A 26,288-nucleotide genomic window follows, 5' to 3' on the forward strand; every position below is an offset into this window, starting at 1 on the left:
GAGGTCTTATGGCCTCCACTTCTAAAGCGTCAAACTCAGCTGTTTCACTGCCAGAACATCATCAGAAAGAGGCGCAAAATGTGCGTCTTTGCCAAGGATGTGAGCTACCGGTAGATAAAACCGCCGTCCCGAGCGGAAAATCAGCGTATTGCCCTCGCTGCGGTACTCAACTTTATCGAGGTGGGTCCCCTAGCCTATCAGGCAACCTAGCAATAGCGGTCACCTGTTTGCTGTTGTTCATTCCGTCGCACTTTTTCGATTACATCAGTATCCGTCTGATTGGCGTGATGATCCCCGCAACACTTCCTTCTGGCGTCTTCACGCTGATGGCGGAAGGTTTCCCGTTGCTCGGACTATTAATCCTATTCTGCAGTTCCATTGCACCTTTTCTTGTCTGCAGCTCAGTATTAATGACTCACCTAGCTTTAGACATGAAGTGGTTTGTGCCATTTCGTTATTCACTGGCTATCATCCAAACCCTCAAGCATTGGATGATGCTCGATGTATTCCTTGTTAGTGTTGCGGTCTCGTGTTTTAAGCTGCAGGATTATTCAGACATTTTTGTCGGCCCTGGACTTATCGGCCTGCTGCTTCTACAACTGTTTAGTGTGCTATTGGTGAGCCGAATTAGTGTTCGCCGTTATTGGGAAGCATGGAAGGAAGAGACAAGCTTCGAATTTGAAGAAGCTAAAAGTGTTCACTGCCATAACTGTCACCTTTCTCAGCCAGAAGGCGAAAATTGCGTGCGCTGCCACCACCAGCTTTATCATCGCAAACCATACTCCATTCAAAAGACGTGGTGCCTGCTATTTGCAGCATCTGTTGCGATCATACCTGCTAATGTCATCCCTATTTCGATACTCATCACTAACGGCCAACGCCTTGAAGATACAATAATCTCCGGTGTTGCCTCATTAATAAATAGTGAGATGTATGGGATCGCAGCGATCATTTTTATCGCCAGTATCATCGTACCCGTCGCTAAGATTCTTGGACTTGCCTACATTCTTATATGTATTCAAGTAAAAAGAACACTCTACCGCCGTCAGCGCATGACGATCTATTTTATCGTTAAGTGGATTGGGAAATGGTCTGTGATGGATCTGTTCGTTATCTCAATCATGATGACGCTGGTCGATCGCGGTCAAATACTTAATTTTACACCGGGATACGGTGCTGTGGCTTTTGGCATTGTGGTAGTACTTACCATGCTCGCTGCTGAAAGCTTAGATCCAAGGCTTATTTGGGATAACCACACCTCTAATGATGGGTCAGTGAATGAACAACAATAACCAATCACAAACGTCGTACTCACCTGAGATAAGAAAAAACAAAGGTATTTCGCCTTTGTGGATTCTTCCAATATTAACCGTTGCTCTCGCCGGTTGGTTGGTGATGAAATCTATCCATGATGCTGGACAACGCGTTCAGATCTACTTCTCCGATGCGGCAGGTTTAATCGCAGGCCGAACGACCATTCGCTATCAAGGCCTTGAAGTGGGTATGGTGCGAGACATCACTCTCTCGGAAGATCTTGAAAGTATCTATGTTGATGCAGACATCTACCCTGAGGCGAAAAAGCTTCTTAGCAAAGGTACTCGATTTTGGTTAGTGAAACCAACGGCTAGCCTATCCGGAATTTCAGGTTTGGATGCTTTGGTATCTGGTAACTATATTGCCATTCACCCAAGTGAGACCGAGCAAGAGCCTGAAACTGTGTTCAAGGCTTTAGAATCGTCCCCTTCTGACCTGCTCGCTTCTGAAGGCTTGAACATTATGCTGACGGCAAAAGACCTTGGTGGCGTATCGGTTGGTTCACAAATCGTCTACCGCAAAATCCCAATCGGTGAGGTATACAATTACCAGCTCAACGAGAGTGGAAAATCTGTCACCATTCAAGCGGCCATTAAAGACGAATACAGCCATATCATCACTGACCAGAGCCGCTTTTGGAACGTGAGTGGTTTAGGTGCTAGCATTGGCTTCTCTGGTGTCGACGTGCGTTTAGAGAGTCTTAGTGCCCTACTGGGCGGCTCGATTGCTGTGGACTCGCCAGGAGAAGGTCAGCCTGTCGAAATGAATACTAAGTTCAAGCTCTACCCAGACTTGAAGACAGCTGGTCGCGGTATCTCGGTCAAGATTGCCGTACCTGACGATAACAATATTAGTGCAACAGGTGCTCCGATTATGTACCGCGGTATCGAAATCGGTCAGATTACCGATCTATCACTGAGCAAGGGCCGCGAAAATGTGGTCGCTTCAGCAGCAATTCAGCCTGCGTTTAGTGATTTCCTGAACTCTGGTAGTAAATTCATCCTAGAAGAAGCCAAGCTGTCTTTAACTGGTGTCGAAAACATTGGCAACCTAGTAACAGGTAACTTCTTAACGCTAGTTCCGGGCGAAGGTGACAAGGCTCGTCAATTTACAGCTATCCGCAAACATGAGTACAACCAACAACAAGAAAAGTCAGTCGCGATTCGTCTGACGTCGAACAATTCATTTGGTCTGGATGTTGGTACCAACCTTCTTTATAAAGGCATAGCTGTCGGCTCGATCATTGAAGTGGGTTTGGTAGATGGTGTAGGCACGGGAAGTGACAAGCACGAAGTTTACATGGATGCGCTAATCGACAACCAATACGCGCACCTTATCAAGAGCAACAACCGTTTCTTTGTCACAGGCAGCGCGTCCGCTGAACTCACTGAGTCTGGCTTGAGTGTCACAGTACCACCAGCGAAACAATTGTTAACGGGCTCAATCAGCTTTGTAAGCGAAGGACAAGCTAAAGTACAACCAACGTATCAGCTGTTCCAAAGTAAGTCTTTGGCTGAGTTGGCTAAACTGAATCATAGTGGTTCAAAGTCGATCACTCTATTTGCCAACGAACTGCCTCCTATCTCGAAAGGTAGCCCTATTCTTTACAGAAACCTTGAAGTGGGTACTGTATCCGACTTTCAACTGTCTGATGGCGGTGTGAAGATCAAAGCTAAGGTCGAGAACCGCTATACGCACCTAATTACTGCTCAAACTGTATTCTGGAATCGCTCTGGTGTTGAAGTCGATGCCTCTTTAGCAGGCGTAAACATTACTGCGGCACCTGTAAAAACGCTGATTCAAGGTGGTATTGCGTTTGACTCATTACCAGGAATCGACAACAAAATCGGTTCATCTTGGAAACTGTACGAAAACGCAAAAACGGCTCGCAAGTTTGGACGAGCAATTCAGTTAACCGCTGGTGGTGATATTGAAGTGAGCAAAGGCACAGCGATTAAATACCAAGGTGTCACCGTTGGCGAAGTAACGCTGGTTGTTCCTAACTTTAATCGCAAAGGTATCGAGATCACAGCGCGAATTCTTCCGGAGTACGTAGATAAAGTAGCGGTTCAGAATAGTCATTTCTGGCTGGCAAGCCCTGAGATTGGGCTGAGCGGTATCAAAAACGTTTCGGCGCTGCTATCTAAGCACATTAGTGTTGAACCAGGATCAGGAAAACGTGCTAATCAGTTTGTACTCTCAGAAGCGCCTGTTGCCTCTCAAGGTAAAGTGTTTGTACTTCAGAGTGAATCTCGTGGCTCTGTGACTAAAGGCACCCCAATCCTATTCCGCGAATTAGAGATCGGTTCAGTGATTGATGTTCGTTTGGGCGAGTTCGCAGATCGTATCATCTCAACGATTCGCATCGACTCTGAATATGCCTACTTAGTGCGTGCAAACAGCGTATTCTGGAATGTCTCAGGTGTAGATGTTTCTATTGGCTTGTCTGGTGCCAACATCAAGGCGGGTACAGTGGAAAGCCTGCTACGCGGGGGAATCACGTTTGCTACACCGCCAACAGACACACTCCAACCACAAGCGGCTGAAGACCAATCTTTCTATCTTTACCCACAAGCGGAAGATGATTGGAAAATGTGGCGTACCGCGATTCCAAAGCCTTAATTCTCCCATAGGCACTTGATAGAACAATAATTAAACGTAAATGCAGCCAATAGGCTGCATTTTTACTATCTAAGCCAATTGTGGTTTAGCCCTCAACCATTTTGCTTTAAACTTGTCGCATTCAAGTCACAGCTGAGATTTCCCTTTGCACGCTAACGTCTATATCCCCGAAGAGTTTCTTACTCATATCGAAACCTTTATGCCTAGTCATCTGGACATGGCTTCATTCATCGAATCCTGTCAGAAGCCGCTACGCAAGAGTATTCGAGTCAACACACTTAAGATCAGTGTTGAAGACTTCCTCGTTCGAGCAAAAGACAAAGGCTGGGAACTAGAAGCTGTGCCATGGTGCGATGCTGGTTTTTGGATCTCTGCAGACGAGAGTATTGTTCCACTTGGAAACACATCTGAACATATGTCTGGTCTTTTCTATATTCAAGAAGCCAGCTCGATGATGCCACCTTCAGCATTGTTCTTCGGTAACGAGGAATATGACGCGGTACTCGACACCGCTGCGGCTCCAGGTTCTAAAACGACACAGATCGCCGCACTGATGAACAATGAAGGTGTATTAGTTGCAAACGAATACGCAGCGAGCCGTGTAAAAGTACTCCACGCAAACATTGAACGTTGTGGCGTTCGCAATGCGGCACTGAGTAACTTCGACGGGCGTGTGTTTGGTGGTTGGCTACCAGAAACGTTTGACGCTGTTCTTCTTGACGCTCCATGTTCTGGCGAAGGTACCGTTCGTAAAGACGCGGACGCAATGAAAAACTGGACCTACGATTCGGTTGTTGATATCGCGAATACACAAAAAAATCTGATCGAGAGCGCTTTCCATGCTTTGAAGACTGATGGCGTATTGGTCTACTCAACTTGTACCCTGAGTACTGAAGAAAACCAGCAAGTTTGTCATCATCTCAAGGAGACATTTGGTGATGCCGTTGAGTTTGAATCTCTTGAAGGCTTATTTGAAGATGCAAAAGCAACCTTAACTGAAGAAGGATTCCTGCATATCTTCCCACAAGTTTACGACTCAGAGGGCTTCTTTGTCGCACGTATACGTAAGGTAGCTTCAGTTACACCACCACAAGTTAAAAAACGAATGGGTAAATTTCCATTTGAAAAGGCGTCGACGAAAGTACAACAAGAAGTTGAAACTCATCTAAACACCGCTTTGGATATTTCTTTACCAAAAGATGCACAAGTATGGCTGCGCGATAAAGATGTTTGGCTATTCCCTGCTGCGCTTGAGCCAATGATTGGTGAGCTACGTTTCTCGCGTATGGGTATAAAGATCGCCGAGACACACAAGAAAGGCTATCGCTGGCAGCATCAAGTAGCGACTTCGCTGGCAACAGGAAACGAATCAAATGTCGTTGAGCTAACCATTGAAGATGCTCGAGAGTGGTTCATGGGACGCGACGTTCGCCCTGACGCCCTCTCAGGCAAAGGCGAAGTTCTAGTTAAGTTTGAAGGTGCAATTATCGGACTTGGTAAGTGGGTCGGTAACCGCATTAAAAATGGCCTACCTCGCGAGTTAGTCCGAGACAAAAACTTGTTTTAAAGCTCAACACTGAAGCGACAAAAAGCCCGATAGCACGCCAGTAAGTATTCCGTGTTATTGGGCTTTTTTGATTTCAATGTGCTCAATGCTATAAGTCAGTTATCGAACCTAAGGGATGCATTCAGCTCCATTAATATCAAAACTATTAATAAATATATCTGCTTTCAAAGGGAATAAATCGCTATTTGGTAAAACTCGACTAAACTTGACCTATCAGACAGATAAATAGCGCTGTAAGCGTAGGCTCCTAGGAGCCCTTTCCCCTAAGCCCAGACAGGAACGTTTGGGCTTTTTTTTCGTTTACGTTGCCCGCAAAAAGTAGAAAGCGTTGAAAACAAAAAGGAGCCCATAAAGAGCTCCTCTACAAACACCAACTTGGCTAAGTGCTACCTCAATATAGCTCTTTACTTAACTAAGGTAATACCTTCTTTATCAATCGAGATTTTACCTGCTTTGTAAAGACCACCGATCGTTTTCTTGAATGTACCCTTACTGGTACGGAAAGCAGAGAAAATAGCATCAGGTGAAGACTTATCATTCAGCGGTAAAAAGCCGCCTTTTTTCTCGAGTAAGTCTAGGATCTTAACGCTTAGGTCGTCCATCTTCGCCACACCAACCTTTTGTAAAGAGAGGTCAATCTTGCCATCTTCTTCACGAATGTTCTTGATGTAACCTTTCAACGTTTTACCGATGAAAAGCTTGCCGATAACGTCTGACGGGAAAATCATACCCCAGTGCTCGCCATTTACAATCGCTTTGTAACCTAGCTGGCTACGCTCAGCAATAATAAGGTCTACTTGCTGGTTGCGCTTGTAGTTTACTGGTGTGTTGTCTAGTAGCTTGTTGAATTTCGTTGTACCTACAATACGACTAGACGCTTTATCAATGTAAACATAAACAAGTATAGATTGGCCTTCATGTAGACGGCCACGTTGCTCGCTAAATGGTATTAGTAGGTCTTTACCTTTGATACCCCAGTTAACGAATGCACCTGTGCTGTTCACACCCTCGACTTGCATTAGACCCCACTCGCCCACTTGCGCGATTGGTGTTTCTGTCGTTGCTGCAACTTGATTGTCTGAATCGATGTAAAGTAGCACATCTAATTTTTGACCAATTTCAACGCCTTCAGGAGTAAATTTCTTTGGTAGCAACACGGTTCCATAGTCGCTTGCGTCAAGGAATACACCGAAATCTGCCTGTTTTACTACTTCTAAGTTGTTTATTTGACCAATATTAATCATCAAAATTGTCTCTACATTAAATTTGGCAGAGATTATACGTGATCTCTGTTATGCTTTCGCTAATTTCATTCATATTTTTACATCAGAGGAACTTTCGTTGATCACCGTTGATAAACAAGACGCGATTACACTAAAAATAAACCATGCAATGGCGAAGACGAAAAAGCTCGACATGGATGTGTATCTCTTTGTTCCCGGTGAACTCGGCCTAACACCAGAGGTTCTCTCTGAGAGTTCATTCTTCTACAGTTCCATCACTCAGAAACGTGCCTATTACAGTGATAAGACACTGTTACCTCTCGTCCACAGTCGCCTTGCAAAACGAGGACGCCTCTCTACTACACAATATCGTGTCAGTCTAAGTTTGTTTGCGTATCAATATGTTATTGCTTTGGATAAAGCGGTATCTAGCTTAAATAAGAATGATGGTGACACGGTCACTTCAGATGAAGTAGATGAAGTTATTGAGCTCGCACTCGACATCCTCAAGAAACTTCGCCGAAGCATTCCATATGAAGAAAATCTAAAGCGTTACTATGCCAATATCGATAACTATCTATCTTGGTATACCGAGCAGAAGTTTTTATCGTTGGTTTCTCATATGCCTAGAGGCAGTGAATACTCTACGATTAAAGAACGTTTGATTGCGCTGTGTGAAAAAGAGACCGCGCACCGAAAGCTCAATCGATACAACTCAGCGAAAGTTCGTGAAGATGTTACTCGTTTAAGCAACAAGATGCGCTTACTACGCCGTCTGATTGAACACCCTATCGTTCTGCAAGAGAAAGCGGTCTCCATGGGTAATAACGTTAAACGTGCCGTTAAGGGTATCGCAACCGGTCTTGTGATGGTGTTCGTGACAACCACGGTTATCTTGGCTCGAGACTTCCTTGGCGAGATTACCGCATCATTTATTGTCGCTATGTCATTTATCTACGCATTACGCGAGATATTTAAAGATGATCTACGTGATATTCTTTGGCGTTGGATTCGTAAAGGGAAACCTAAGTGGAAACGCCGTTATCTGGATCCTACAACCAAGAAAGTCGTTGGACACAAGTTAGAGTGGCTCGACTACACCAGCTTCTCAAAGCTCGCAGACCGCATTCAAGCGATACGTAAAAAGCGTGTTGTACAACGCGAGGAACAAATCCTTCACTATCGCTCACATACAGAAATGTCGACATCAACTTTCATGAGTGGTTACGAAGAGACTCGCGAGACTCTATCTATCAGCTTAAGAGCATTAACCCGTTTGATGGATAAGGGTTCTAATAAAGTCTATCGTTTGAATGAAGGTCAGGTCAGTCGAGAGTCGGTCGAGAAACGTCATCTGCTTAATTTGATCATCAAAGAGAACAATCACGATAGCGAGCCGACATACTATCGTTGGAAAATCGTTATGAACCGTTCGAAGATAGTCGATATTGAAGAGATCACTCAAGTCTAACGCTCACCTTTACGTGACCGGGTCACTTAAAGGAAGTCTTACTCGAATTAAAAATATAAAGGTCAGCTTAACGGCTGACCTTTTTAATAGAGAGCGTTAAAGTAAACTCAGCCATTGGCTCATCACCGTGCAGTGTTGGACATGTCGCGACAATAGTAACGGGTTGGTTAACCCTTTCACCGGTTTTCATCGTCTCTGCCAACATATCGTTAATCAGAGCGCCATCACGACACGTAAAATGCACATCCCCTTCTGGTCTTTTTAGAAACTGGCCATTCACTCCCTTAAAGGCCAAAGAGATCTTCTCGCCTTGTTGCTGAGACTTACTCATCGCAAGGAAACCACCGGCCACATCCGCCCCTACTGCTAGCACGCCAAAATACATGCTATTGAGGTGGTTTTTAGTCCTTCTTTTCAAGGGGATTTTTACTTCGACATGGGTATCATCTAACGCCAGCAGTTTTGGTCGACATAACCAAATCAAAGGCACTTTAAAAAAACCAAACATGTTGAGATAAAAATTTGCTTTCTGAAGTGGTGATAACATTGCTGCGTCCTAGCTTTATAGTTGTCTGACCAGTTAACCTAACGCGCGTTTGAATGTCAAAAAAATGTTACAAAAAAGAGAGCCAACGTTACTCATCCCGTAATTCAACTCGTTTCAATCAATCTCACCTTGAAGTACGCCCCAAGCAAACTGATAAATCTAAGAATATTGCCGATATCCGAGATAACTTTGACCTAAGGGAGTTTATTCCTCCGATTAATTCCGTTATCTTTACTGCTTCGCAATAGAATAAAAAGCTATCACATGCCATTAAAAACTGATGAGTTGAGAACCCAAGCACTTGGGCCAATGCCAACTCCTGCCGAATTAGGCAACGCACACCCAATCACTGACGACGTTGCTGAGCGCATTGCAAACTCTCGCCGCCAAATCGAAGACATCCTCACTGGACGCGACAACCGTCTACTGGTCATCGTTGGCCCTTGTTCTGTGCACGACACTGATGCCGCTTTAGATTACGCTGAGCGTCTAAGCAAAATTCAAGAGCAATACAAAGACGAACTGTTCGTCGTAATGAGAACTTACTTTGAAAAGCCACGCACTGTCGTAGGTTGGAAAGGTCTGATTACTGACCCGAACTTAGACGGTTCTTACGCACTAGAAGCTGGTCTTAACAAAGCTCGTAAGCTTCTGCTTGATATCAATAAACTTGGTCTAGCAACGGCGACTGAGTTTTTGGATATGATCACTGGCCAATACATTGCTGACCTGATTACTTGGGGCGCAATTGGTGCACGTACCACTGAATCACAAATTCACCGTGAGATGGCGTCTGCTCTGTCTTGCCCAGTTGGTTTTAAAAACGCGACTAACGGCAACATCAAGATCGCTATCGACGCTATTCGTGCTTCACAAGCTTCTCACTACTTCTACTCTCCAGATAAAAACGGTCGCATGACTGTTTACCGCACTTCTGGTAACCCATACGGTCACGTTATCCTACGTGGTGGTGATAAAGGCCCGAACTTCGACGCTGAGTCTGTTGATCAAGCATGCCAACAACTGGCTGAGTTCGACCTGCCACAACGTCTTGTTGTTGACTTTAGCCACGCTAACTGCCAGAAACAACACCGTAAACAACTTGATGTTGCTAAAGACATCTGTGAGCAGATCAAGTCTGGTAAGAATCAAATCGCAGGTATCATGGCTGAGAGCTTCATTGAAGAAGGCAACCAGTCGATGAAAGACATCAACAACTTAGAGTATGGCAAATCAATCACTGATCCATGCCTAAGCTGGGACGATACAGCGAGCATGCTTGAACTGCTTGCAACTGCAATTAAAGATAGAAACTTAGCTTAAGGAACTAACCATGCCTTCATTTGATATTATCTCTGAGATCGAAACCGTTGAACTGCGCCACGCGGTAGACAATGCAAACCGCGAGCTTGCGACACGTTTCGACTTCCGTGGTGTTGAAGCAAGCTTTGAATTCAAAGATGAAACAGTAAAACTGTCTGCAGAGCACGACTTTCAACTAAAACAGCTTCGTGACATCCTGCGTGGTAACTTAACCAAACGTGGTGTAGATGTGTCAGCTATGGAATCTCAAAAAGCTGAACAATCTGGTAAATATTGGCACCAAACCGTTATCTTCAAACAAGGTATCGAGACTCCAGTTGCTAAGAAAATCGTTAAACTAATTAAAGACAACAAGATCAAAGTTCAAGCTGCGATCCAAGGTGAGAAAGTTCGCGTGACAGGTAAGAAGCGTGACGATCTACAAGCTGTTATGGCGTTAGTTCGCAACGGTGAGCTAGGTCAACCATTCCAGTTCGATAATTTCCGCGACTAATATTAATTTAGCCGTATAAAAAAGCCTCAATGTCTAATCACATTGAGGCTTTTGTGTTTCTAAATGACAGTGATTTCAGTCATATCGTAGGCGAGTAGCAGAACTTAAAGGCTACGCCCTGACGCTAACTTAACATCACTACCGATAAGCAGATTAAATTCGACGCTACTTGGCGGCACAAAAACACACACTCGCAAGTTCTCGCTACGTGCTTTCATCAGCTTGGTAGACAGCTCACCACTATCCTTGAACTGCTCACGTTCAGCGTCACGACGACACAAATCCACATATTCAAATGGACAGTCTGCTGGATGTAAAACAAGTTCCGCTTCCTGCATCAGACGTAATGCTTTAATTGATAGTAGCTCGACGTCTGACTCAAACTCAATCCAAGTCACCTGCCCTTGCGAGTCTACCTCTTCCTTTAACGACTCTTGATAGAATGCTTCCAGCTCTTCTCGCTCTGTAATACGTTCTATACGGGATGAAGATAAAAAACGCTCCCAAAACTTACGACGTTCATCTACCGTTGGAAAGGTTTCTTTAATTGAGTTACGTTTCGAAGCACCAAAGTCGGCGAGTAGACCCAAGTTTTGTGGTAATAAGCTCTCGAACTTTTCACGAATATTACGAACTAAAACAGGTGACGCACCACCACTGGATATCGCGATCTGAATTCTTCCTCGGTTGATCATCGAAGGGGTAATAAAGTCACAATATGGCTGGTCGTCGACCACATTTACCAAAATACCCATTTTTTTTGCATCACTATGCACCTGGTGATTTAGCTCTGGGTTGTCAGTAGTTGCCCATACTTGCAAGTAACGACTCGACAGCATTTGTGACGAATAAAAATTTTGCACCCAGTGCAGTTTATTTTCATCTATTAATTGCTGTAAATAAGGTTCAACCTTCGGTGATATAAGGGTTACATCGCCACCGGCTCGAAGCAAACTATCGACTTTTCGACAGGCTACTTCGCCACCACCCACAACCAGAATCGGTTTGTTTTCGATGTCTAAAAACATTGGAAAGTAACGCATTTTCTTCCTTGAGACCTCTTTAATAACTATTCATGCATGCTACCAAATTTGGGGCATAATCCTAGGTGCATTTGCATAATTAAAATAATATTTCACCAAATTTCAGATTTTCTTAAGGTTAAAATTTCGACAGAAAATCACCTAAACAATATATTCAGCTAGGCTATTGAGAAATTAGAAACCTAAATCTCGTTGCACCAACAGTGTGAGCCCTTGCACTATTTACATTCACGTAACATTTGGTCATTCTAAATGTGTCCGGATTTGTGATTTCACTCAAAAATCTTTTTAAATTATACATTTGAGAAACTGCAAATCCTTTCCTAACCTTATAAACAGTTGTTCAATTCGCACACAATTTTATTTGCAAAATGCAAATCATGATTTGAGCAGCCACGCTTAAAGGTAACAAAAACAAGCAACACAGCAAGCACAACACAAATCGAGCACGTGTATCAGGTGTCACCTGGTTTAACAAGGAAGGATACAAATGACAAATAAACTAACACTTCTTGCTTCAGTAGTAGCTGCATCAACTGCAATGATGGCAACATCTGCATCAGCGGCAGAAAGCACTCTGGACAAAGTCACATCTCAAGGCTTTCTAACTTGTGGTGTAAGTACAGGTCTTCCAGGGTTCTCTAACCCTAACTCAAAAGGTGAATGGGAAGGAATTGATGTTGAGTATTGTCAAGCTCTTGCAGCGGCTGTACTCGGTGATAAGACTAAAGTTAAATACGTTCCTCTAACGGCTAAAGAGCGTTTTACGGCTCTACAATCGGGTGAGATCGATGTTCTGTCTCGTAACACGACATGGACGCTGCACCGTGATACGGCACTTGGTCTGAACTTCGTAGGCGTTAACTACTACGATGGTCAAGGCTTTATGGTTAAGAGAGATCTTGGCCTAACAAGTGCTAAAGAACTAGACGGCGCATCTGTATGTGTTCAGTCTGGTACAACAACAGAGCTTAACCTTGCTGACTACTTCCGTAACAACGGTATGTCTTACAAGCCAGTGGTATTTGATACGGCTGCGCAAACTTCTAAAGGTTTCGATGCTGGTCGTTGTGACGTTCTTACAACAGACCAATCTGGCCTTTACGCACTTCGTCTAAACCTTGCGGATCCTAAGTCTGCTGAAGTACTTCCAGAGATCATCTCTAAAGAACCTCTAGGTCCAGTAGTTCGTCAAGATGACGATAAATGGTTCAACGTTGCCAAGTGGACACTGTCTGCAATGGTTAACGCTGAAGAGTACGGCATTACATCTAAAAATGCAGACGAAATGCTGAAATCTAAAGATCCAAACATCAAGCGTATCCTTGGCGTTGATGGTCCTAAAGGTAAAGGCTTAGGTATCCGTGATGACTGGGGTTACCAAGTTATCAAGCAAGTGGGTAACTATGGTGAGAGTTTCGAGCGTACTGTAGGTACAGGTTCTCCTCTTCAGATCTCTCGTGGTGTAAACGCGCTATGGAATGCGGGCGGCTTTATGTACGCTCCACCAATCCGTTAATAGCCACTACGTGATTACTTTACACAGCGGCTTCTGGCCAATCCTTTAATAGCCGATTGACCTAGAGTCGCTGAATTTACAACTGAGTAACACGAAATTAGGGCGGATTTCCGCCCTAACTGTTAAATGGATTTGAGGTTATTGCAGTATGAAACCTAATAACACTTCTATTCCTTCCCAGGAAAAGCCCCAAGCTAAAAGCGCAAACCTTCTTTATAACCCAACTTTCAGATCGGTCGTCTTTCAGATCATCGCTCTTGGTGCTCTCGCCGCTTTCTTCTATACCATCGTCAACAATGCGTTAACGAACTTGGACGCGCGCGGCATCGCTACCGGTTTCGATTTCCTTAGCCAAGAAGCTGGCTTTGGTATCGGTTTAACACTCGTCGAATATGACGAAACCTTCTCTTATGGTCGAACGTTCATCGTTGGCCTGCTTAATACCGCACTCGTTTCTGTTCTGGGTATCATCCTAGCGACAGTTCTTGGTTTTACCATGGGTGTTGCGCGTCTATCATCAAACTGGCTAGTTAGCCGACTCGCTGCGGTTTATATCGAAATTTTCCGTAACGTTCCTCTTTTACTACAAATTTTCTTCTGGTACTTCGCTGTTCTACAAGCGCTACCATCAGCTCGCCAAAGCTTAAGTCTTGGTGAAGCTATCTTTCTTAATGTTCGTGGTCTTTACTTCCCTGCACCTGTCTTTGAGGCAGGAAGTAGTATTGTTATCGCCGCTTTTATAGCGGGTATTGTAGCAACCATCATCATTAATATTTGGGCTAATAACAAACAGCGTTTAACTGGACAACAGACGCCTATGGGTCGTATTGCTCTTGGTTTGATTGTTGTTCTACCAATCATTGTTTACTTCATCATGGGTATGCCAATTTCAGCTGAATATCCTGCTCTTAAAGGTTTTAACTTTAAAGGCGGTATTAGCATTATCCCAGAGCTTGCAGCTCTTATGCTTGCCTTAAGTATCTATACGGCGTCATTTATTGCTGAGATCGTTCGTTCAGGTATTAACGCTGTAAGTCATGGCCAAACTGAAGCGGCAATGTCTCTAGGTTTGCCACGTTCTCGAACTTTGAAGCTGGTTATCATTCCGCAAGCATTGAGAATTATTATCCCACCGCTAACAAGCCAATACTTAAACCTAACTAAAAACTCATCACTAGCAATGGCGATTGGTTATCCTGATTTGGTTTCTGTATTCGCAGGTACGACTCTTAACCAAACTGGTCAGGCGATTGAGATTATCGCGATGACAATGGGTGTTTACCTCACATTGAGCTTATTAACCTCTGCGTTAATGAATATCTATAACCGTAAAGTTGCATTGGTGGAGAGATAAAATGAGCACACATCAATTTCAGCCTGATTTACCACCTCCAGCGAATACGGTCGGTGTTGTAGGTTGGCTTCGAAAAAACCTATTTAATGGTCCTGTGAATAGTGTCGTAACGGTAATTCTGGGTTACTTCGCATTCTCATTAATTTGGACAGTTTTTGACTGGGGTATTTTAAACGCAGACTGGGTAGGTACGACACGTGACGCTTGTACAAGTGATGGTGCGTGCTGGGTATTCATCAGTGTTCGTTGGGAACAGTTTATGTACGGCTTCTATCCTGAAGCTGAACTGTGGCGCCCTCGCCTATTCTACTTTACGCTTGCTGTCTTCGTTGGCTTATTAGCCTATGAAGGAACTCCGAAGCGTACGTGGATTTGGCTATTCTTCGTGAACATCTACCCATTCCTAATTGGCGCTCTACTTTATGGCGGTGTATTTGGTCTAGAGGTTGTAGAGACACACAAATGGGGCGGATTGCTAGTTACATTAATCATCGCACTTGTTGGTATTGTGGTGTCCCTACCTATAGGTGTCGCACTGGCACTTGGACGACGCTCGGAAATGCCGATTATTCGCAGTATCTGTACTGTATATATCGAAATCTGGCGTGGTGTACCTCTGATTACCGTGCTGTTCATGGCATCAGTAATGCTTCCACTGTTCCTATCTGCGGGTTCAGAAACAGATAAACTGCTTCGTGCACTAGTCGGTGTGGTGCTGTTCAGTGCAGCTTACATGGCAGAGGTTATCCGTGGTGGCTTACAAGCGATTCCTAAAGGTCAATATGAGGCCGCAGATGCGCTTGGCTTAACTTACTGGAAGAAAATGGGACTTATCATTCTTCCTCAAGCTCTAAAGATTACGATTCCATCTATCGTAAACACCTTTATCGGCCTGTTTAAAGATACCAGTCTGGTTCTCATCATCGGTATGTTCGATGTACTGGGTATCGGTCAAGCCGCTAACACCGACCCTGAGTGGTTAGGCTTTGCAACAGAAAGTTATGTATTTGTCGCGTTAGTGTTCTGGGTGTTCTGTTTTGGTATGTCGAGATACTCGATATGGCTAGAAAACAGACTTCACACCGGTCACAAACGATAGTTAAAGAGATCAAGGACGTATTATGACGCAACAACAAAACAATGAATCTCAAGAATTGATGATTGAACTAAAAGATATGAACAAGTGGTACGGTGAGTTTCACGTTCTTAAGAACATCAATTTAGAAGTTAAGAAAGGTGAGAAAATCGTAATCTGTGGTCCTTCTGGCTCGGGTAAATCAACGATGATTCGCTGTATCAACCGATTAGAAGAGCACCAAAAAGGACACATCTTTGTTTCAGGTAATGAGCTAACTGAAGATCTAAAAAACATTGAAGCCGTACGTAAAGACGTAGGCATGTGTTTTCAGCACTTCAACCTGTTCCCTCACCTTACTGTATTAGAGAACTGTACCCTAGCTCCAATTTGGGTAAAGAAAATGCCGAAGGAAGAAGCTGAAGCAATCGCAATGAAATACCTAGAACGTGTAAAAATCCCAGAGCAAGCGGATAAGTTTCCAGGTCAGCTTTCTGGTGGTCAGCAACAACGTGTAGCAATCGCACGCTCTCTATGTATGAACCCACAAGTAATGTTGTTCGATGAACCAACTTCGGCACTTGACCCAGAGATGGTTCGTGAGGTTCTAGACGTTATGGTTGAATTAGCGGAAGAAGGTATGACCATGCTTTGTGTTACGCATGAAATGGGCTTTGCGAAAGAAGTAGCCGACCGAGTGATCTTTATGGATGCGGGTGAAATCATCGAAGAGAACAATCCTGTCGACTTCTTCGAAAACCCGCAGTCCGATCGAACTCAAAACTTCTTGAGTCAGATTCTACACCACTAAAATCCTTATCTACCTAACAGGGCAGCTATTTTTGCTGCCCTTTCTATTTTAGAGGACAAGATACCGTCGCACAGTTACATTGTGTTACACCTTGAAAAACACTTAACTCTCTATTTTGATTATCATTTTAAGCAGACAAATTGAATGAAAGGCTTGATTTTTCGAACTTTCAGCCCCATAAATGTACTAATAACTATTGATATCACCTTACGAGGAAGATTATGAACAGCCCTATGTTTTCTCGCACGGCCTCTCAAGAGAGCGCTCTGCAAACCAACAAAGTACTGCGTAACACCTACGCGCTACTTTCAATGACACTACTTTGGTCTGCTGTTGTAGCAGGCATTTCGATGGCAATGAATCTGCCTCGCCCTGGTCTAATCATTATGCTGGTTGGTTTCTATGGTCTACTTTTCCTAACAGAGAAGAACCGTGACAACAGCATGGGTCTAGTGTTTACATTCCTATTCACTGGTTTCCTAGGCTACACTATTGGCCCTCTTCTCAATGCATACATCGGCGCTGGCATGGGAGATGTGGTTCTAACTGCTCTGGGCGGTACCGCACTATCATTTATGGCAGCATCAGCTTACGCGTTAACGACTAAGCGCGACCTATCAATGATGGGCGGCCTAATGCTTTCACTATTCGTAGTGCTAGTTGTTGGTATGATTGCGAGCATTTTCATCCAATCAACAATTCTACACCTAGCGCTTAGCAGCCTATTCATTGTGTTCTCTACAATGGCTATCTTGATGACAACTCAAGGTATCATTCGTGGCGGTGAAACTAACTACATTTCAGCGACAGTGACGCTGTATGTATCTATCTACAACATCTTCATCAGCCTACTAAGCATCCTAGGTATTATGGGTAACGACGACTAATAACATCGTCAACTAAATACCCCTTGAGAGCCCAAGATTCGTCTTGGGCTTTTTGTTTTCTATTCGCTATTATTTGTTGGGAAACCTCACTGAGTAATGTACTCTACGCAGCTGATTGATATGACTCTGGATTAAACATGTTTGAATATAACGGAAAACAAATCGAAACTGACGCTCAAGGCTATCTTCTAGACCACACGCAATGGGAAGAAGGTATGATCGAGATTCTGGCTGATGACGAAGGTATCGAACTCACAGAAGCTCACCTAGAAGTCGTTCATTTCGTGCGTGATTTCTATGAAGAGTTCAACACTTCCCCTGCAGTTCGCATGCTTGTAAAAGCGATGGAGAAAGCTCATGGTCCTGAAAAAGGCAACAGCAAATACCTGTTTAAGCTGTTTAAAAAGGGCCCAGCAAAGCAGGCGACTAAACTAGCTGGTCTTCCTAAACCAGCAAAATGCCTCTAAGGCTCTTCAGTCATAACTCACTAAATAACAAGCTCACCTTTTAAAGAACTTGAAAGTACCTGCTGTTGGTATCATCAATCTTAATATCAGCAGCATCTTGCTCTGCTACCCGCTCTACTCTTGCAGTGTCTGGACCTTTATGAAGCCAGGTATGCAACTTCTCAATGTTGGCACTGTTTCCTACAGCAAGAACCTCTACATCACCATTGTTTAGATTCTTTGCATAGCCAGTTAGCTCTAAATCCATTGCTCTTATTCGTGTCGAGTATCTAAAGCCCACACATTGAACATGACCTGTTACCAGAAATATACGATGGGAACGATCCATAACATTGCCTCATAATTTACTTGGGTGATATAGTTGATAAATCTATTCATCCGCCCCAGTTGGGTGGAATTACTTGAGCACCATTAATATGAAAGAAATCCCTTTCCGCTGGATTGATAAATATCTAATCCACCTAAAGATCCAAGAGAAATTCTACCTTCTTTTTCTACTTCCTGTATTAGCTCTTGTTATCTTAACTCTAGTCCTAGATAGCGCTGCCGACGCGCTTTTAGTCCATCTTTATCAAGACGAACTGATGCTAATGAAAGGACTTATTGAAGCAGGCCAGCTATCTCGCGACCAAGTGGCGCAGCTTATCAGCCAATCTGACACAATCTCTCTAGGTTTTGGCGAAGGCGCAGTACCAGTGATGAATGGTGCCTTTAGCTTAGTCGCGACACACGACCAAAACCTCTGGTCTGCACTTTCAACGACACAAATCACGATCATTGGCATCACGCTTACTTTAATCGCCCTAGGTGTTTACTACATCATGACCTTTATAGGCGGTGCAATGTTCTCGATGAACAAAGCTCTTAACACGCTCGCGGATGGCGATCTGACATGTCGCATGAACTACTTCTTGGTTCGTGATGAGTTTAGCGAAATTGCCATCACTATTGATAAGGTAGCAGAGCGTGAGCAAAAAATGGTGCTTTCGATTCAAGAGTCTGTCGCTTTGATGCAGCAAATCAGTTCTGACCTGAACCAATCAACTCAACAAAGCTCAGATATTTCAGGCGTTCAACAAGAGCACCTAAACAGTCTTGCAAGTGCGACTGAAGAGATGGCTTCAACTATTCGTGAAGTCGCTAACCTAGCACATGAATCGAGTTCTCAAACAATGGACGCTCATGGTGTTGCAGAAAGTGGTCAGCATAAAGTGTCAAATACACTTGCATCAATTTCTAACCTTTCTCAAGAGATTCAATCGGCTTCTCAAGCGGTTGAAGAGCTCGATGCAAACGCGGCACAAATCGATGAAGTGGTAACGACCATTAATGCAATTTCGGAGCAGACAAACCTGCTTGCATTGAACGCGGCGATCGAAGCAGCTCGTGCTGGAGAGCAAGGCCGTGGTTTCGCTGTCGTTGCAGACGAAGTTCGCGCCCTAGCCGGCCGCACGCAGCAAGCAACCGTTGAAATCCAAACCATGATTGAAGCGCTACAACGTAACAGCCAATCGCTTACTAAGCTAATGGAAGTAACAGTAAACAACGCTAACGAAGGCCAAACATTGATGTCTGAAGTTAACGTTGAAATTGGTTCATTAGCAGAAAAGAACCAATCTATTTCCGACAGCAGTACTCAAATTGCTACGGCTGCGGAAGAACAAGGTGTGGTTGCTGACAACATCGCACAAAGTGTTGAAGAGATTCGTAACCAATCAAACAACATCTGCGACATGATTAGCAAAAGCAACGCTAACGTTGACCAACTTCGTCAACAAAGTGACTCAATGGAAGGATTACTCACAGGTCTTAAAGCCTAGGAGTAGTAATTTCGAGGATTAGGGCCGCTTTTGTGGCCCTTTTTTGTATCTAACGTCTTTGGCGTTTGATTTTGCCTAACGCTTCCCTGACAATACACCACCTTCGAATTCAAACAATCAGAGTAAACTATGACTCCATCGATTCAACTAGCAAAAGGCCGTGATAAATCGCTACGCCGCAAACACCCATGGGTATTCTCTCGTGGCATCGACAAAGTAACGGGTGAGCCACAACTCGGTGAAACGGTCGACGTTTTCGCAAGCAACGGTCAATGGCTAGCAAAAGCAGCCTACTCACCTGCTTCTCAAATTAGAGCTCGTGTTTGGACATTTGAAAAAGAAGACATCAATAAAGCATTCTTTGTAAAGCGCATCAAAGATGCACAAATGCTTCGTGAAGACATCATTGTTCGTGATGGTCTTACTGGCTACCGATTAATTGCCGCTGAATCTGATGGTTTACCCGGCATCACTATCGACAAATATCAGAACTTCCTAGTATGCCAACTGCTAAGTGCTGGTGCGGAGTATCATAAGTCTGATCTTGTAGAAGCTCTAGTGGAGTGCTTCCCTGACTGCAACGTATATGAGCGTTCGGACGTTGCAGTTCGTAAAAAAGAAGGACTAGAACAAACTGTCGGTGTTCTGCATGGTGAAGAGCCACCGAAATCTGTTGTAATCGAAGAGAATGGTGTAAAAATCAGCGTAAATATCGTTGAAGGCCACAAAACAGGTTTCTATCTAGATCAACGTGACAGCCGTAAAGAATCAATGAAGTACGTAAAAGGCAAAGAAGTCTTGAACTGTTTCTCTTACACTGGTGGCTTTGGTCTGTACGCACTAAAAGGCGAAGCAAAACGTGTTATTAACGCTGACGTTTCACAGCTTGCTTTAGACACAGCTAAGCACAACGCTGAATTAAACGAATTCGATATTTCAAAAAAACGCGCAGTGTTCTTGAATGCTGACGTATTTAAACTTCTTCGTGAATACCGTGACCAAGGCACCAAATTTGATGTTGTGATCATGGATCCACCAAAGTTCGTTTCGAGCAAAAACAATCTAACGTCAGGTGCGAACGGCTACAAAGATGTGAACATGTTAGCCATGCAGATCCTTAAGCCAGGTGGCACGCTGCTTACTTACTCGTGCTCTGGCTTAATGGGCACTGACCTGTTCCAAAAAATCATTGCCGATGCTGCTATCGACGCTGGTCGCACAGTTAAGTTTGTAGAGCGCTTCGAACAAGCTGCAGACCACCTGACAGACACAGCCTACCCTGAAGGTTTCTACCTAAAAGGTTTTGCGTGTAAGGTTCTTTAGTTCTTTAAGCATTACATATCTCGTTAAAGATTAAGAAGTAAAAAGGGTCACCGTTTGGTGACCCTTTTGTTATCTAATGAGCTTCAATGAACATTAGCTATCAGTGTATTTCAAACCATCTTGATTAAATAGATAATCTGTTAACTCTGATGAAGTGACATTGTTAAACTCAATTGTCATAGACTCGCCACCTTTATCAATGGTTAGTGCTGAGCCCCCATTGCCGTTATCAGTGATCGAACCTTCGATGTTGTTTAGCAGAGCATTAATATCATCTGTCTCAAGGTCAGCCAATAGCTCAGATAGGTCAAGCTTGTCTCCATCTGCCACACTGAAATCAGTAACAGTGTCGGAAGAACCATCGTCCATGTCTACCCACTTAAAGATATCCTCTCCTTCACCACCAGTTAGAATGTCATCACCCAATCCACCAATCAGTGTATCGTCACCACCTTGGCCATAAAGGATGTCATCACCTAGCCCACCGGCAACGGCATCGTCTCCACCTCGAGTGTCACTATCGGCATTAAACAGCTCATGGTTATCTTTAACATATTCATAGATTTCCATTTCTGTAGGTTCTGCACCATTCAACATCTTCAAGAACGTCGTCAGTGCTTCCATACCCGAGCCATCAGGCAACGAATCTGGGCGAACAAGACCACTTTCAGTCCATGGCAAGCCATCAGTGTTAATAGCATCGCCAAATAAGATATCATTGCCTGCACCGCCGCTTAGATGATCATTACCTACAGGCAGTAGCGTGATTTCGTTACTACCTTCCTCAAGTGCAGCATCTAGGCCTTGGCTTGATTGAACGATTTCAACATCACCTGTCGTACTTGTTACTGTCTTAATTACAAAGTTGTCTAGGTATACGTCTGCAGTGTATCCACTTTGGTCTTCGTAAACCGAGAGTACTAACTGGTACTTACCTTCATGAAGTAGATCTGTTTCAATCGAGCCTGTACTGCTTCCAGATGAGACACTTACCCATGATTGAGTTTGTTCGTCAAATTTCTGAACACTCCAGCTAAACACATCGCCGCCACCGAAATAGCTCCCCTGAGACGCATCGAATGTCAGTACTGACGCTTCGCCGTCAGCAACTGTAAACTCAGGGCTGGTCATCGACGCTGAACTAGAAGTATCGTTTGGATCCGTCAACAAGATACGCGAATCAGTCAGTACTGCTGTACCGCCGGAAACCATAAAGTTATCAAGGCTCCAAGCTTCGCCTGTACCAGAGCTAAAGTTTGCAAGTTGCGTTGTAGTTGACGAGTACGTGTACGAGGAGCCATTGTCACTAACAAAATGTTCTAGTATTTCAGAATCAATTCCATCCCCGATACCAATAGTTCTAACTTTCGATACATCCGCTAACTCATCGAAAGCAGTAACAGAGTCGGCAAACTCATCAAACTGAGTAGTAGAACCACTGCTGTTAGAACTATTCGATACAGTTGGTTTCCCATCAGTTAAGAAGAACGTTAAGTTTTCGTAACTTGATGGCTGGTCGTCGTCCTCAAACCAATCTTTAGCGGAATCAAACGCAGCCTCGTAATTAGTTGCACCATCCGCAGTCAAAGCATTGATCGCCGAGTTAACTGTCTGCTCCAAGTCTGACTCTTCTAAGTTCTGTAAGTCTATTTCTATACTCGCACTCGCTTCAAAACCAATTAGCGCCAGATTAATAACACCTGGATGCGATGCGATATCAGCCAACATAGCAATGAGCGATGCTTTAACCACATCTAACTTAGATTGATTACTGCTACTATTGAGTGCATCACTCATACTTCCTGATGTATCAACAACTAATGCAATATTGTAGTTAGTTGGTGCGACAGAATTATCAACAACACCCCCAATATCACCGAACAACACATCATCACCGCTAAAGCCAGTGATCGTGTTATCTCCGTTTTCACTACCTGAGCTAGGCGCAATTGCCACACCAGTTTGAGTATCAGCAAATACTTCCGAGTCAGCTGCTTGCCCTTGGTCATCAACTTCGTAAGCACCTGCTGTAACAGTTAGAACTGGCGCTGTATCGACTGGAGCTTCAACGATGACTGTTAACTTGCCGTCGTCATCGAGTTCAGCAGGATCAATCACCCAAGTTCCGTCAGCTTGTTTAGTACCGGTGGAGAGTGTTACATCTGCAGGTACATCACTAACGATCAGTGAACTTACTTGCTCGCTGCCGTCGTTATCATTCAGATCGATATCAATGTTAAGTTCATAAACCTCAGCAACTTTAACTAAACTGCCGCTTTGAACTTCAAACTTACCGTCAGAGAAGTACAACGTCTCGATGCTATAGAAGTCGTGATTTGCATTACCTGTCCCGGTATGAGTTAAGCGGAAATCTGGAGCTCCCACTGTACTAAAGGTGTAGTCAGTGCTTTGGCCTGTTAGATAAGCAACATCATTGCCTGAACCACCATAGTATGCTGTGCTTGTCGTTGGACTACGAGAAATGAGTACGTCATCACCAGACTCTCCAGTATCATCACCCAGCAGATTAATGCTTGTTGATGCGTCTATACCGCCAACCAAAATGTCACTGCCATCACCGCCTTGTAGGTTTTCAGTTACAACAGTGGATGTACCATCATTTCCGATAATGACGTCTTCACCCTCTCCACCGCGTACCTGCATATGATCCCCGCTGCCGTAAACGACTGTGTCATTACCGCCAAGAGCTTCGACCCAAGCACCACTTGTTGTCTGAAGGTGGTTGTCATCGCCATCTGCTGTTGGATCTACAGTAGCGTTCGCCAAACTAGATTCAATGCCTGCAATGATAGAGTCTGCAACATTTCCATTTACGCTGGTTAAGTTCGCAGCAACCGATAAACCATTACTAATTGGTGCAACTGTCGTTGTTACCGTTGCACTGCTAGTCAAGCCTGAGCTATCAACAATTGTATATGTGAACGACGCACTACCAGTCACATTACTATTCGGCGTGAAAGAAATCTCCCCGCTGTTTTGATCGTATGACACTGCTCCATCGGCTGAACTAAATCCATCCGCGACGATCGTAACGGTGTCACCTATGTTTGGATCATAATCGTTAGCAAGCAGCAGTGAAGAATCTACGGTTAACGTTTCACCCTCTCGTACAGACAGAACGTCACCAATCAATGGGAAGTCATTTAGGTCATGCTCACCATTGTTGTAATTACCATTGCCGTCAACGGTACCAAGATTGATATCTAAGTTAGCGGCACCACCTTGGTCCCAGTAAACGATTTCAATGGAGTGATAACCATCGCTATCAATCATAAATGAATCATGCATAGTAGTTGTCGACGACTGGTTCTGATCAACTGTCGCAACCGCTACTCCATCAATTAAGATAGTGTAACCATCATCAGCAGTAACTTTAAACGCATAATCACCAGCTTCTAGATAAACAGAGCCACTCATTTGAACAACGCCGTCAGTGTGAGCACCAACTGTACCTTCAACAGAGCCAGAATCGTTATTCAAGAAGTCTTCAAACTGACTTTGAGAACTCAAGCCGTTGTTATTTCCGTTCAACGTATAGTTGATATCCTTTGCTTCAAATGTGAGGTCAGCATCTTTACCAGCGATAACATCTAACGCGTCTTGTACAGAGTCGATGTTGCCATTAACGCTGTCATTTGAACTGTAATAGTAACCAGATAAACCACCGAATACGGACACAGTATCGTTCTGAGCAACTGGCGCTAAGTCACTATCACCTGAGACAATTGTCAATTGAGCAACTTCATCACTAACCAAACCGCTAGAGTCCACTGACTGATAGTCAATTTCTTCAGAAAGTTCAGCACTAACTACATCAACACCTTTGAGCGTGATATTGGAGTTTTTATTAGGGTTATCAGAGCCGTCCTGAGTAGTGAACACTCTTAATTCGGTAAACCCGCCGTCGACTTGAATGTTAACTGTCGCATTACCATTGCTATCAATCGTAAGTCCATTTTCACCAGATTCGTCACTATCGAAGTAGAACGTTCCAACTACGTTGCCACTTTCATCAAGTGCAATAACTTCAATACGACCACCCGCATTATTTCCAGCAAAATAATTGCCATAGACACTACCAAACTCAATATTAGCTTCAGTAATAGATGCGCCTGTCGCAGAGTAATCAATTGAAATGTACTCTTGAGCCCCGCCTGTTATAACGTCAAGTTCACCTTGAGTAGAATTCGAATTTTTAGAAACACCGAAGCCATCTTCGTCATTGTCGTCGTCATAAACTAGGTAGCCAGGTTCGCTACTAATATTGTCACCAACAGGAGACGCACCGCTGTAAAGCCCGGCACTAATAACAACGCTACTTTGTAGATAACTAACGCTAGAAGTACCATTACCTACTTGATTTTCGAAAGTACTAGCAACGAAATCCAAGCTATCTACAGCATTCTGGTCTTGCTCATATTCGATCTGAGCATCACTACTAATGATATCTCCAGCTTCAATCAGTACTTTACCGCCGCCGCTAACATCATAAAGATTACCAAATAGAGGTTCTTCAAGAATCTTCACCTCAACAGGTGTACCAGAAGCGTCATCTTCAACGTCACCAACGTTATCTTGAGAACCAGACTGGCCACCATCAAACGTAAAGAACGCCTCATCTTGGTTGTCGAGAGTTACTGAGAAGTCGGTGGCGGTTGGTTTGTCGTTAAACTTAACTTGTGCCGTGTCGCTGGCATCAAGTACCTCGAAATTACCACCTGTAAAGCTGTCAACATTAAGAACTAAATCAGCTGTTACAACGAACGGTGTTGACGTCACTTCATCGCCCGCCACGTAATCGGTGCCGAACGTGATCGTCGCGCCATTGTCCAGCGTCACCACAAGCTCGGTTTCTGGCGTGTGGTCTAGCGTCGCGGTAATGCTCGCCTGACCTGTGCCTTCATTCACGGTCACGTCATTCAAGGTTAACGTCACCGCCGTGTCGGTGGTGTCTTCCACGGTCACGGTCGCCGTGTCCGTGATATCCAAGTTTTCGAAGTTGCCGCCACTGATGCCATCCGCCGCCACGCCAACGCTGAAGCTAGACTCGTCTACACGAAGTTGCCGCCACTGATCCCCCCCCCCCCCCCCCCCCCCCCCCCCCCCCCCCCCCCCCCCCCCCCCCCCCCCCCCCCCCCCCCCCCCCCCCCCCCCCCCCCCCCCCCCCCCCCCCCCCCCCCCCCCCCCCCCCCCCCCCCCCCCCCCCCCCCCCCCCCCCCCCCCCCCCCCCCCCCCCCCCCCCCCCCCCCCCCCCCCCCCCCCCCCCCCCCCCCCCCCCCCCCCCCCCCCCCCCCCCCCCCCCCCCCCCCCCCCCCCCCCCCCCCCCCCCCCCCCCCCCCCCCCCCCCCCCCCCCCCCCCCCCCTCACGCTGGCACCGTCGTTGCCCTCGTACACATCGTTATTCGCGG

The 26,288-nt window shown here is 44.8% G+C and carries 20 protein-coding genes; 15 read left to right on the forward strand and 5 right to left on the reverse strand.

Annotation, left to right across the window (positions count from 1 at the left end; all coding sequences use genetic code 11):
- Positions 1–8: 8 nt before the first annotated feature.
- The 3 genes from VFDL14_RS20630 (at position 9) to rsmF (ending at position 5,503) form a co-directional block, all read left to right on the forward strand.
- Positions 9–1,292 carry a paraquat-inducible protein A gene (locus VFDL14_RS20630; protein ID WP_032549124.1) on the forward strand — a complete coding sequence of 428 codons (1,284 nt, stop codon included), beginning with the start codon at positions 9–11 and terminating at the stop codon, positions 1,290–1,292.
- Positions 1,279–3,936, forward strand: coding sequence for an MlaD family protein (locus tag VFDL14_RS20625; RefSeq protein WP_032549125.1), 2,658 nt, complete (start codon positions 1,279–1,281; stop codon positions 3,934–3,936). Before VFDL14_RS20630 ends, VFDL14_RS20625 begins: the two co-directional genes overlap by 14 nt.
- Before the next feature lie 145 nt (positions 3,937–4,081).
- Entirely contained in the window at positions 4,082–5,503 is a 1,422-nt protein-coding gene (gene rsmF, locus VFDL14_RS20620) for a 16S rRNA (cytosine(1407)-C(5))-methyltransferase RsmF (RefSeq protein WP_032549126.1), read from the forward strand.
- 404 nt (positions 5,504–5,907) lie between these two features.
- On the opposite strand, the gene VFDL14_RS20615 is transcribed toward rsmF, so the two are convergent.
- The gene (locus VFDL14_RS20615; RefSeq protein WP_032549127.1) at positions 5,908–6,747 is read right to left on the reverse strand and encodes a S1 RNA-binding domain-containing protein; all 840 of its coding nucleotides are present in this window, start codon (positions 6,745–6,747) and stop codon (positions 5,908–5,910) included.
- A 97-nt stretch (positions 6,748–6,844) separates the two neighbouring features.
- Here VFDL14_RS20615 and VFDL14_RS20610 point away from each other — a divergent pair, with 97 nt between their 5' ends.
- Positions 6,845–8,197 carry a hypothetical protein gene (locus VFDL14_RS20610; protein WP_032549128.1) on the forward strand — a complete coding sequence of 451 codons (1,353 nt, stop codon included), beginning with the start codon at positions 6,845–6,847 and terminating at the stop codon, positions 8,195–8,197.
- Between the two features lie 67 nt (positions 8,198–8,264).
- On the opposite strand, the gene VFDL14_RS20605 is transcribed toward VFDL14_RS20610, so the two are convergent.
- Entirely contained in the window at positions 8,265–8,744 is a 480-nt protein-coding gene (locus VFDL14_RS20605) for a PaaI family thioesterase (RefSeq protein ID WP_032549129.1), read from the reverse strand.
- A 53-nt stretch (positions 8,745–8,797) separates the two neighbouring features.
- Here VFDL14_RS20605 and VFDL14_RS24235 point away from each other — a divergent pair, with 53 nt between their 5' ends.
- From VFDL14_RS24235 to VFDL14_RS20595, 3 genes are read left to right on the forward strand one after another with little or no spacing between them, the layout of a single operon-like run.
- On the forward strand, positions 8,798–8,992 hold the full coding sequence (locus VFDL14_RS24235) for a hypothetical protein (protein ID WP_152549193.1): 195 nt from the start codon (positions 8,798–8,800) through the stop codon (positions 8,990–8,992).
- 16 nt (positions 8,993–9,008) lie between these two features.
- A complete protein-coding gene (locus tag VFDL14_RS20600) occupies positions 9,009–10,067 on the forward strand; it encodes a 3-deoxy-7-phosphoheptulonate synthase (RefSeq protein ID WP_032549130.1) in 1,059 nt (352 codons plus the stop codon).
- Between the two features lie 10 nt (positions 10,068–10,077).
- Positions 10,078–10,560, forward strand: a complete 483-nt coding sequence (locus VFDL14_RS20595) for a YajQ family cyclic di-GMP-binding protein (protein ID WP_032549131.1) — start codon at positions 10,078–10,080, stop codon at positions 10,558–10,560.
- 104 nt (positions 10,561–10,664) lie between these two features.
- On the opposite strand, the gene VFDL14_RS20590 is transcribed toward VFDL14_RS20595, so the two are convergent.
- A complete protein-coding gene (locus tag VFDL14_RS20590; protein ID WP_032549132.1) occupies positions 10,665–11,603 on the reverse strand; it encodes a precorrin-2 dehydrogenase/sirohydrochlorin ferrochelatase family protein in 939 nt (312 codons plus the stop codon).
- 490 nt (positions 11,604–12,093) lie between these two features.
- On the opposite strand from VFDL14_RS20590, the gene VFDL14_RS20585 reads away from it, so the two are divergent.
- The 6 genes from VFDL14_RS20585 to VFDL14_RS20560 all read left to right on the forward strand — a co-directional run bounded on the left by VFDL14_RS20585 (position 12,094) and on the right by VFDL14_RS20560 (position 17,716).
- Positions 12,094–13,122, forward strand: coding sequence for an amino acid ABC transporter substrate-binding protein (locus VFDL14_RS20585; protein ID WP_032549133.1), 1,029 nt, complete (start codon positions 12,094–12,096; stop codon positions 13,120–13,122).
- Positions 13,123–13,270: 148 nt separating this feature from the next.
- Positions 13,271–14,476 (forward strand): amino acid ABC transporter permease, encoded by a 1,206-nt coding sequence (locus VFDL14_RS20580; RefSeq protein ID WP_032549134.1) that lies wholly within the window; start codon positions 13,271–13,273, stop codon positions 14,474–14,476.
- A gap of 1 nt (position 14,477) precedes the next feature.
- Positions 14,478–15,575: an amino acid ABC transporter permease gene (locus tag VFDL14_RS20575; RefSeq protein WP_032549135.1), complete on the forward strand. Its 1,098-nt coding sequence runs from the start codon at positions 14,478–14,480 to the stop codon at positions 15,573–15,575.
- Positions 15,576–15,597: 22 nt separating this feature from the next.
- Positions 15,598–16,362 carry an amino acid ABC transporter ATP-binding protein gene (locus VFDL14_RS20570; protein WP_032549136.1) on the forward strand — a complete coding sequence of 255 codons (765 nt, stop codon included), beginning with the start codon at positions 15,598–15,600 and terminating at the stop codon, positions 16,360–16,362.
- A gap of 221 nt (positions 16,363–16,583) precedes the next feature.
- Positions 16,584–17,249 carry a Bax inhibitor-1/YccA family protein gene (locus tag VFDL14_RS20565; protein WP_032549138.1) on the forward strand — a complete coding sequence of 222 codons (666 nt, stop codon included), beginning with the start codon at positions 16,584–16,586 and terminating at the stop codon, positions 17,247–17,249.
- 137 nt (positions 17,250–17,386) lie between these two features.
- Positions 17,387–17,716: a TusE/DsrC/DsvC family sulfur relay protein gene (locus VFDL14_RS20560; RefSeq protein ID WP_032549139.1), complete on the forward strand. Its 330-nt coding sequence runs from the start codon at positions 17,387–17,389 to the stop codon at positions 17,714–17,716.
- Positions 17,717–17,756: 40 nt separating this feature from the next.
- On the opposite strand, the gene yccX is transcribed toward VFDL14_RS20560, so the two are convergent.
- Positions 17,757–18,044 carry an acylphosphatase gene (yccX, locus tag VFDL14_RS20555; RefSeq protein ID WP_032549140.1) on the reverse strand — a complete coding sequence of 96 codons (288 nt, stop codon included), beginning with the start codon at positions 18,042–18,044 and terminating at the stop codon, positions 17,757–17,759.
- Between the two features lie 88 nt (positions 18,045–18,132).
- Here yccX and VFDL14_RS20550 point away from each other — a divergent pair, with 88 nt between their 5' ends.
- Positions 18,133–19,536, forward strand: coding sequence for a methyl-accepting chemotaxis protein (locus tag VFDL14_RS20550; RefSeq protein WP_032549141.1), 1,404 nt, complete (start codon positions 18,133–18,135; stop codon positions 19,534–19,536).
- A 129-nt stretch (positions 19,537–19,665) separates the two neighbouring features.
- A complete protein-coding gene (locus VFDL14_RS20545) occupies positions 19,666–20,859 on the forward strand; it encodes a class I SAM-dependent methyltransferase (RefSeq protein ID WP_032549142.1) in 1,194 nt (397 codons plus the stop codon).
- Positions 20,860–20,952: 93 nt separating this feature from the next.
- Here the strand turns inward: VFDL14_RS20545 and VFDL14_RS25080 are convergent, their stop codons facing one another.
- Positions 20,953–26,247, reverse strand: coding sequence for an Ig-like domain-containing protein (locus tag VFDL14_RS25080; protein ID WP_152549194.1), 5,295 nt, complete (start codon positions 26,245–26,247; stop codon positions 20,953–20,955).
- Positions 26,248–26,288 lie beyond the last annotated feature (41 nt).

The sequence above is a fragment of the Vibrio fortis genome, assembly GCF_000695685.1.
GTDB classification, from domain to species: domain Bacteria; phylum Pseudomonadota; class Gammaproteobacteria; order Enterobacterales; family Vibrionaceae; genus Vibrio; species Vibrio fortis_A.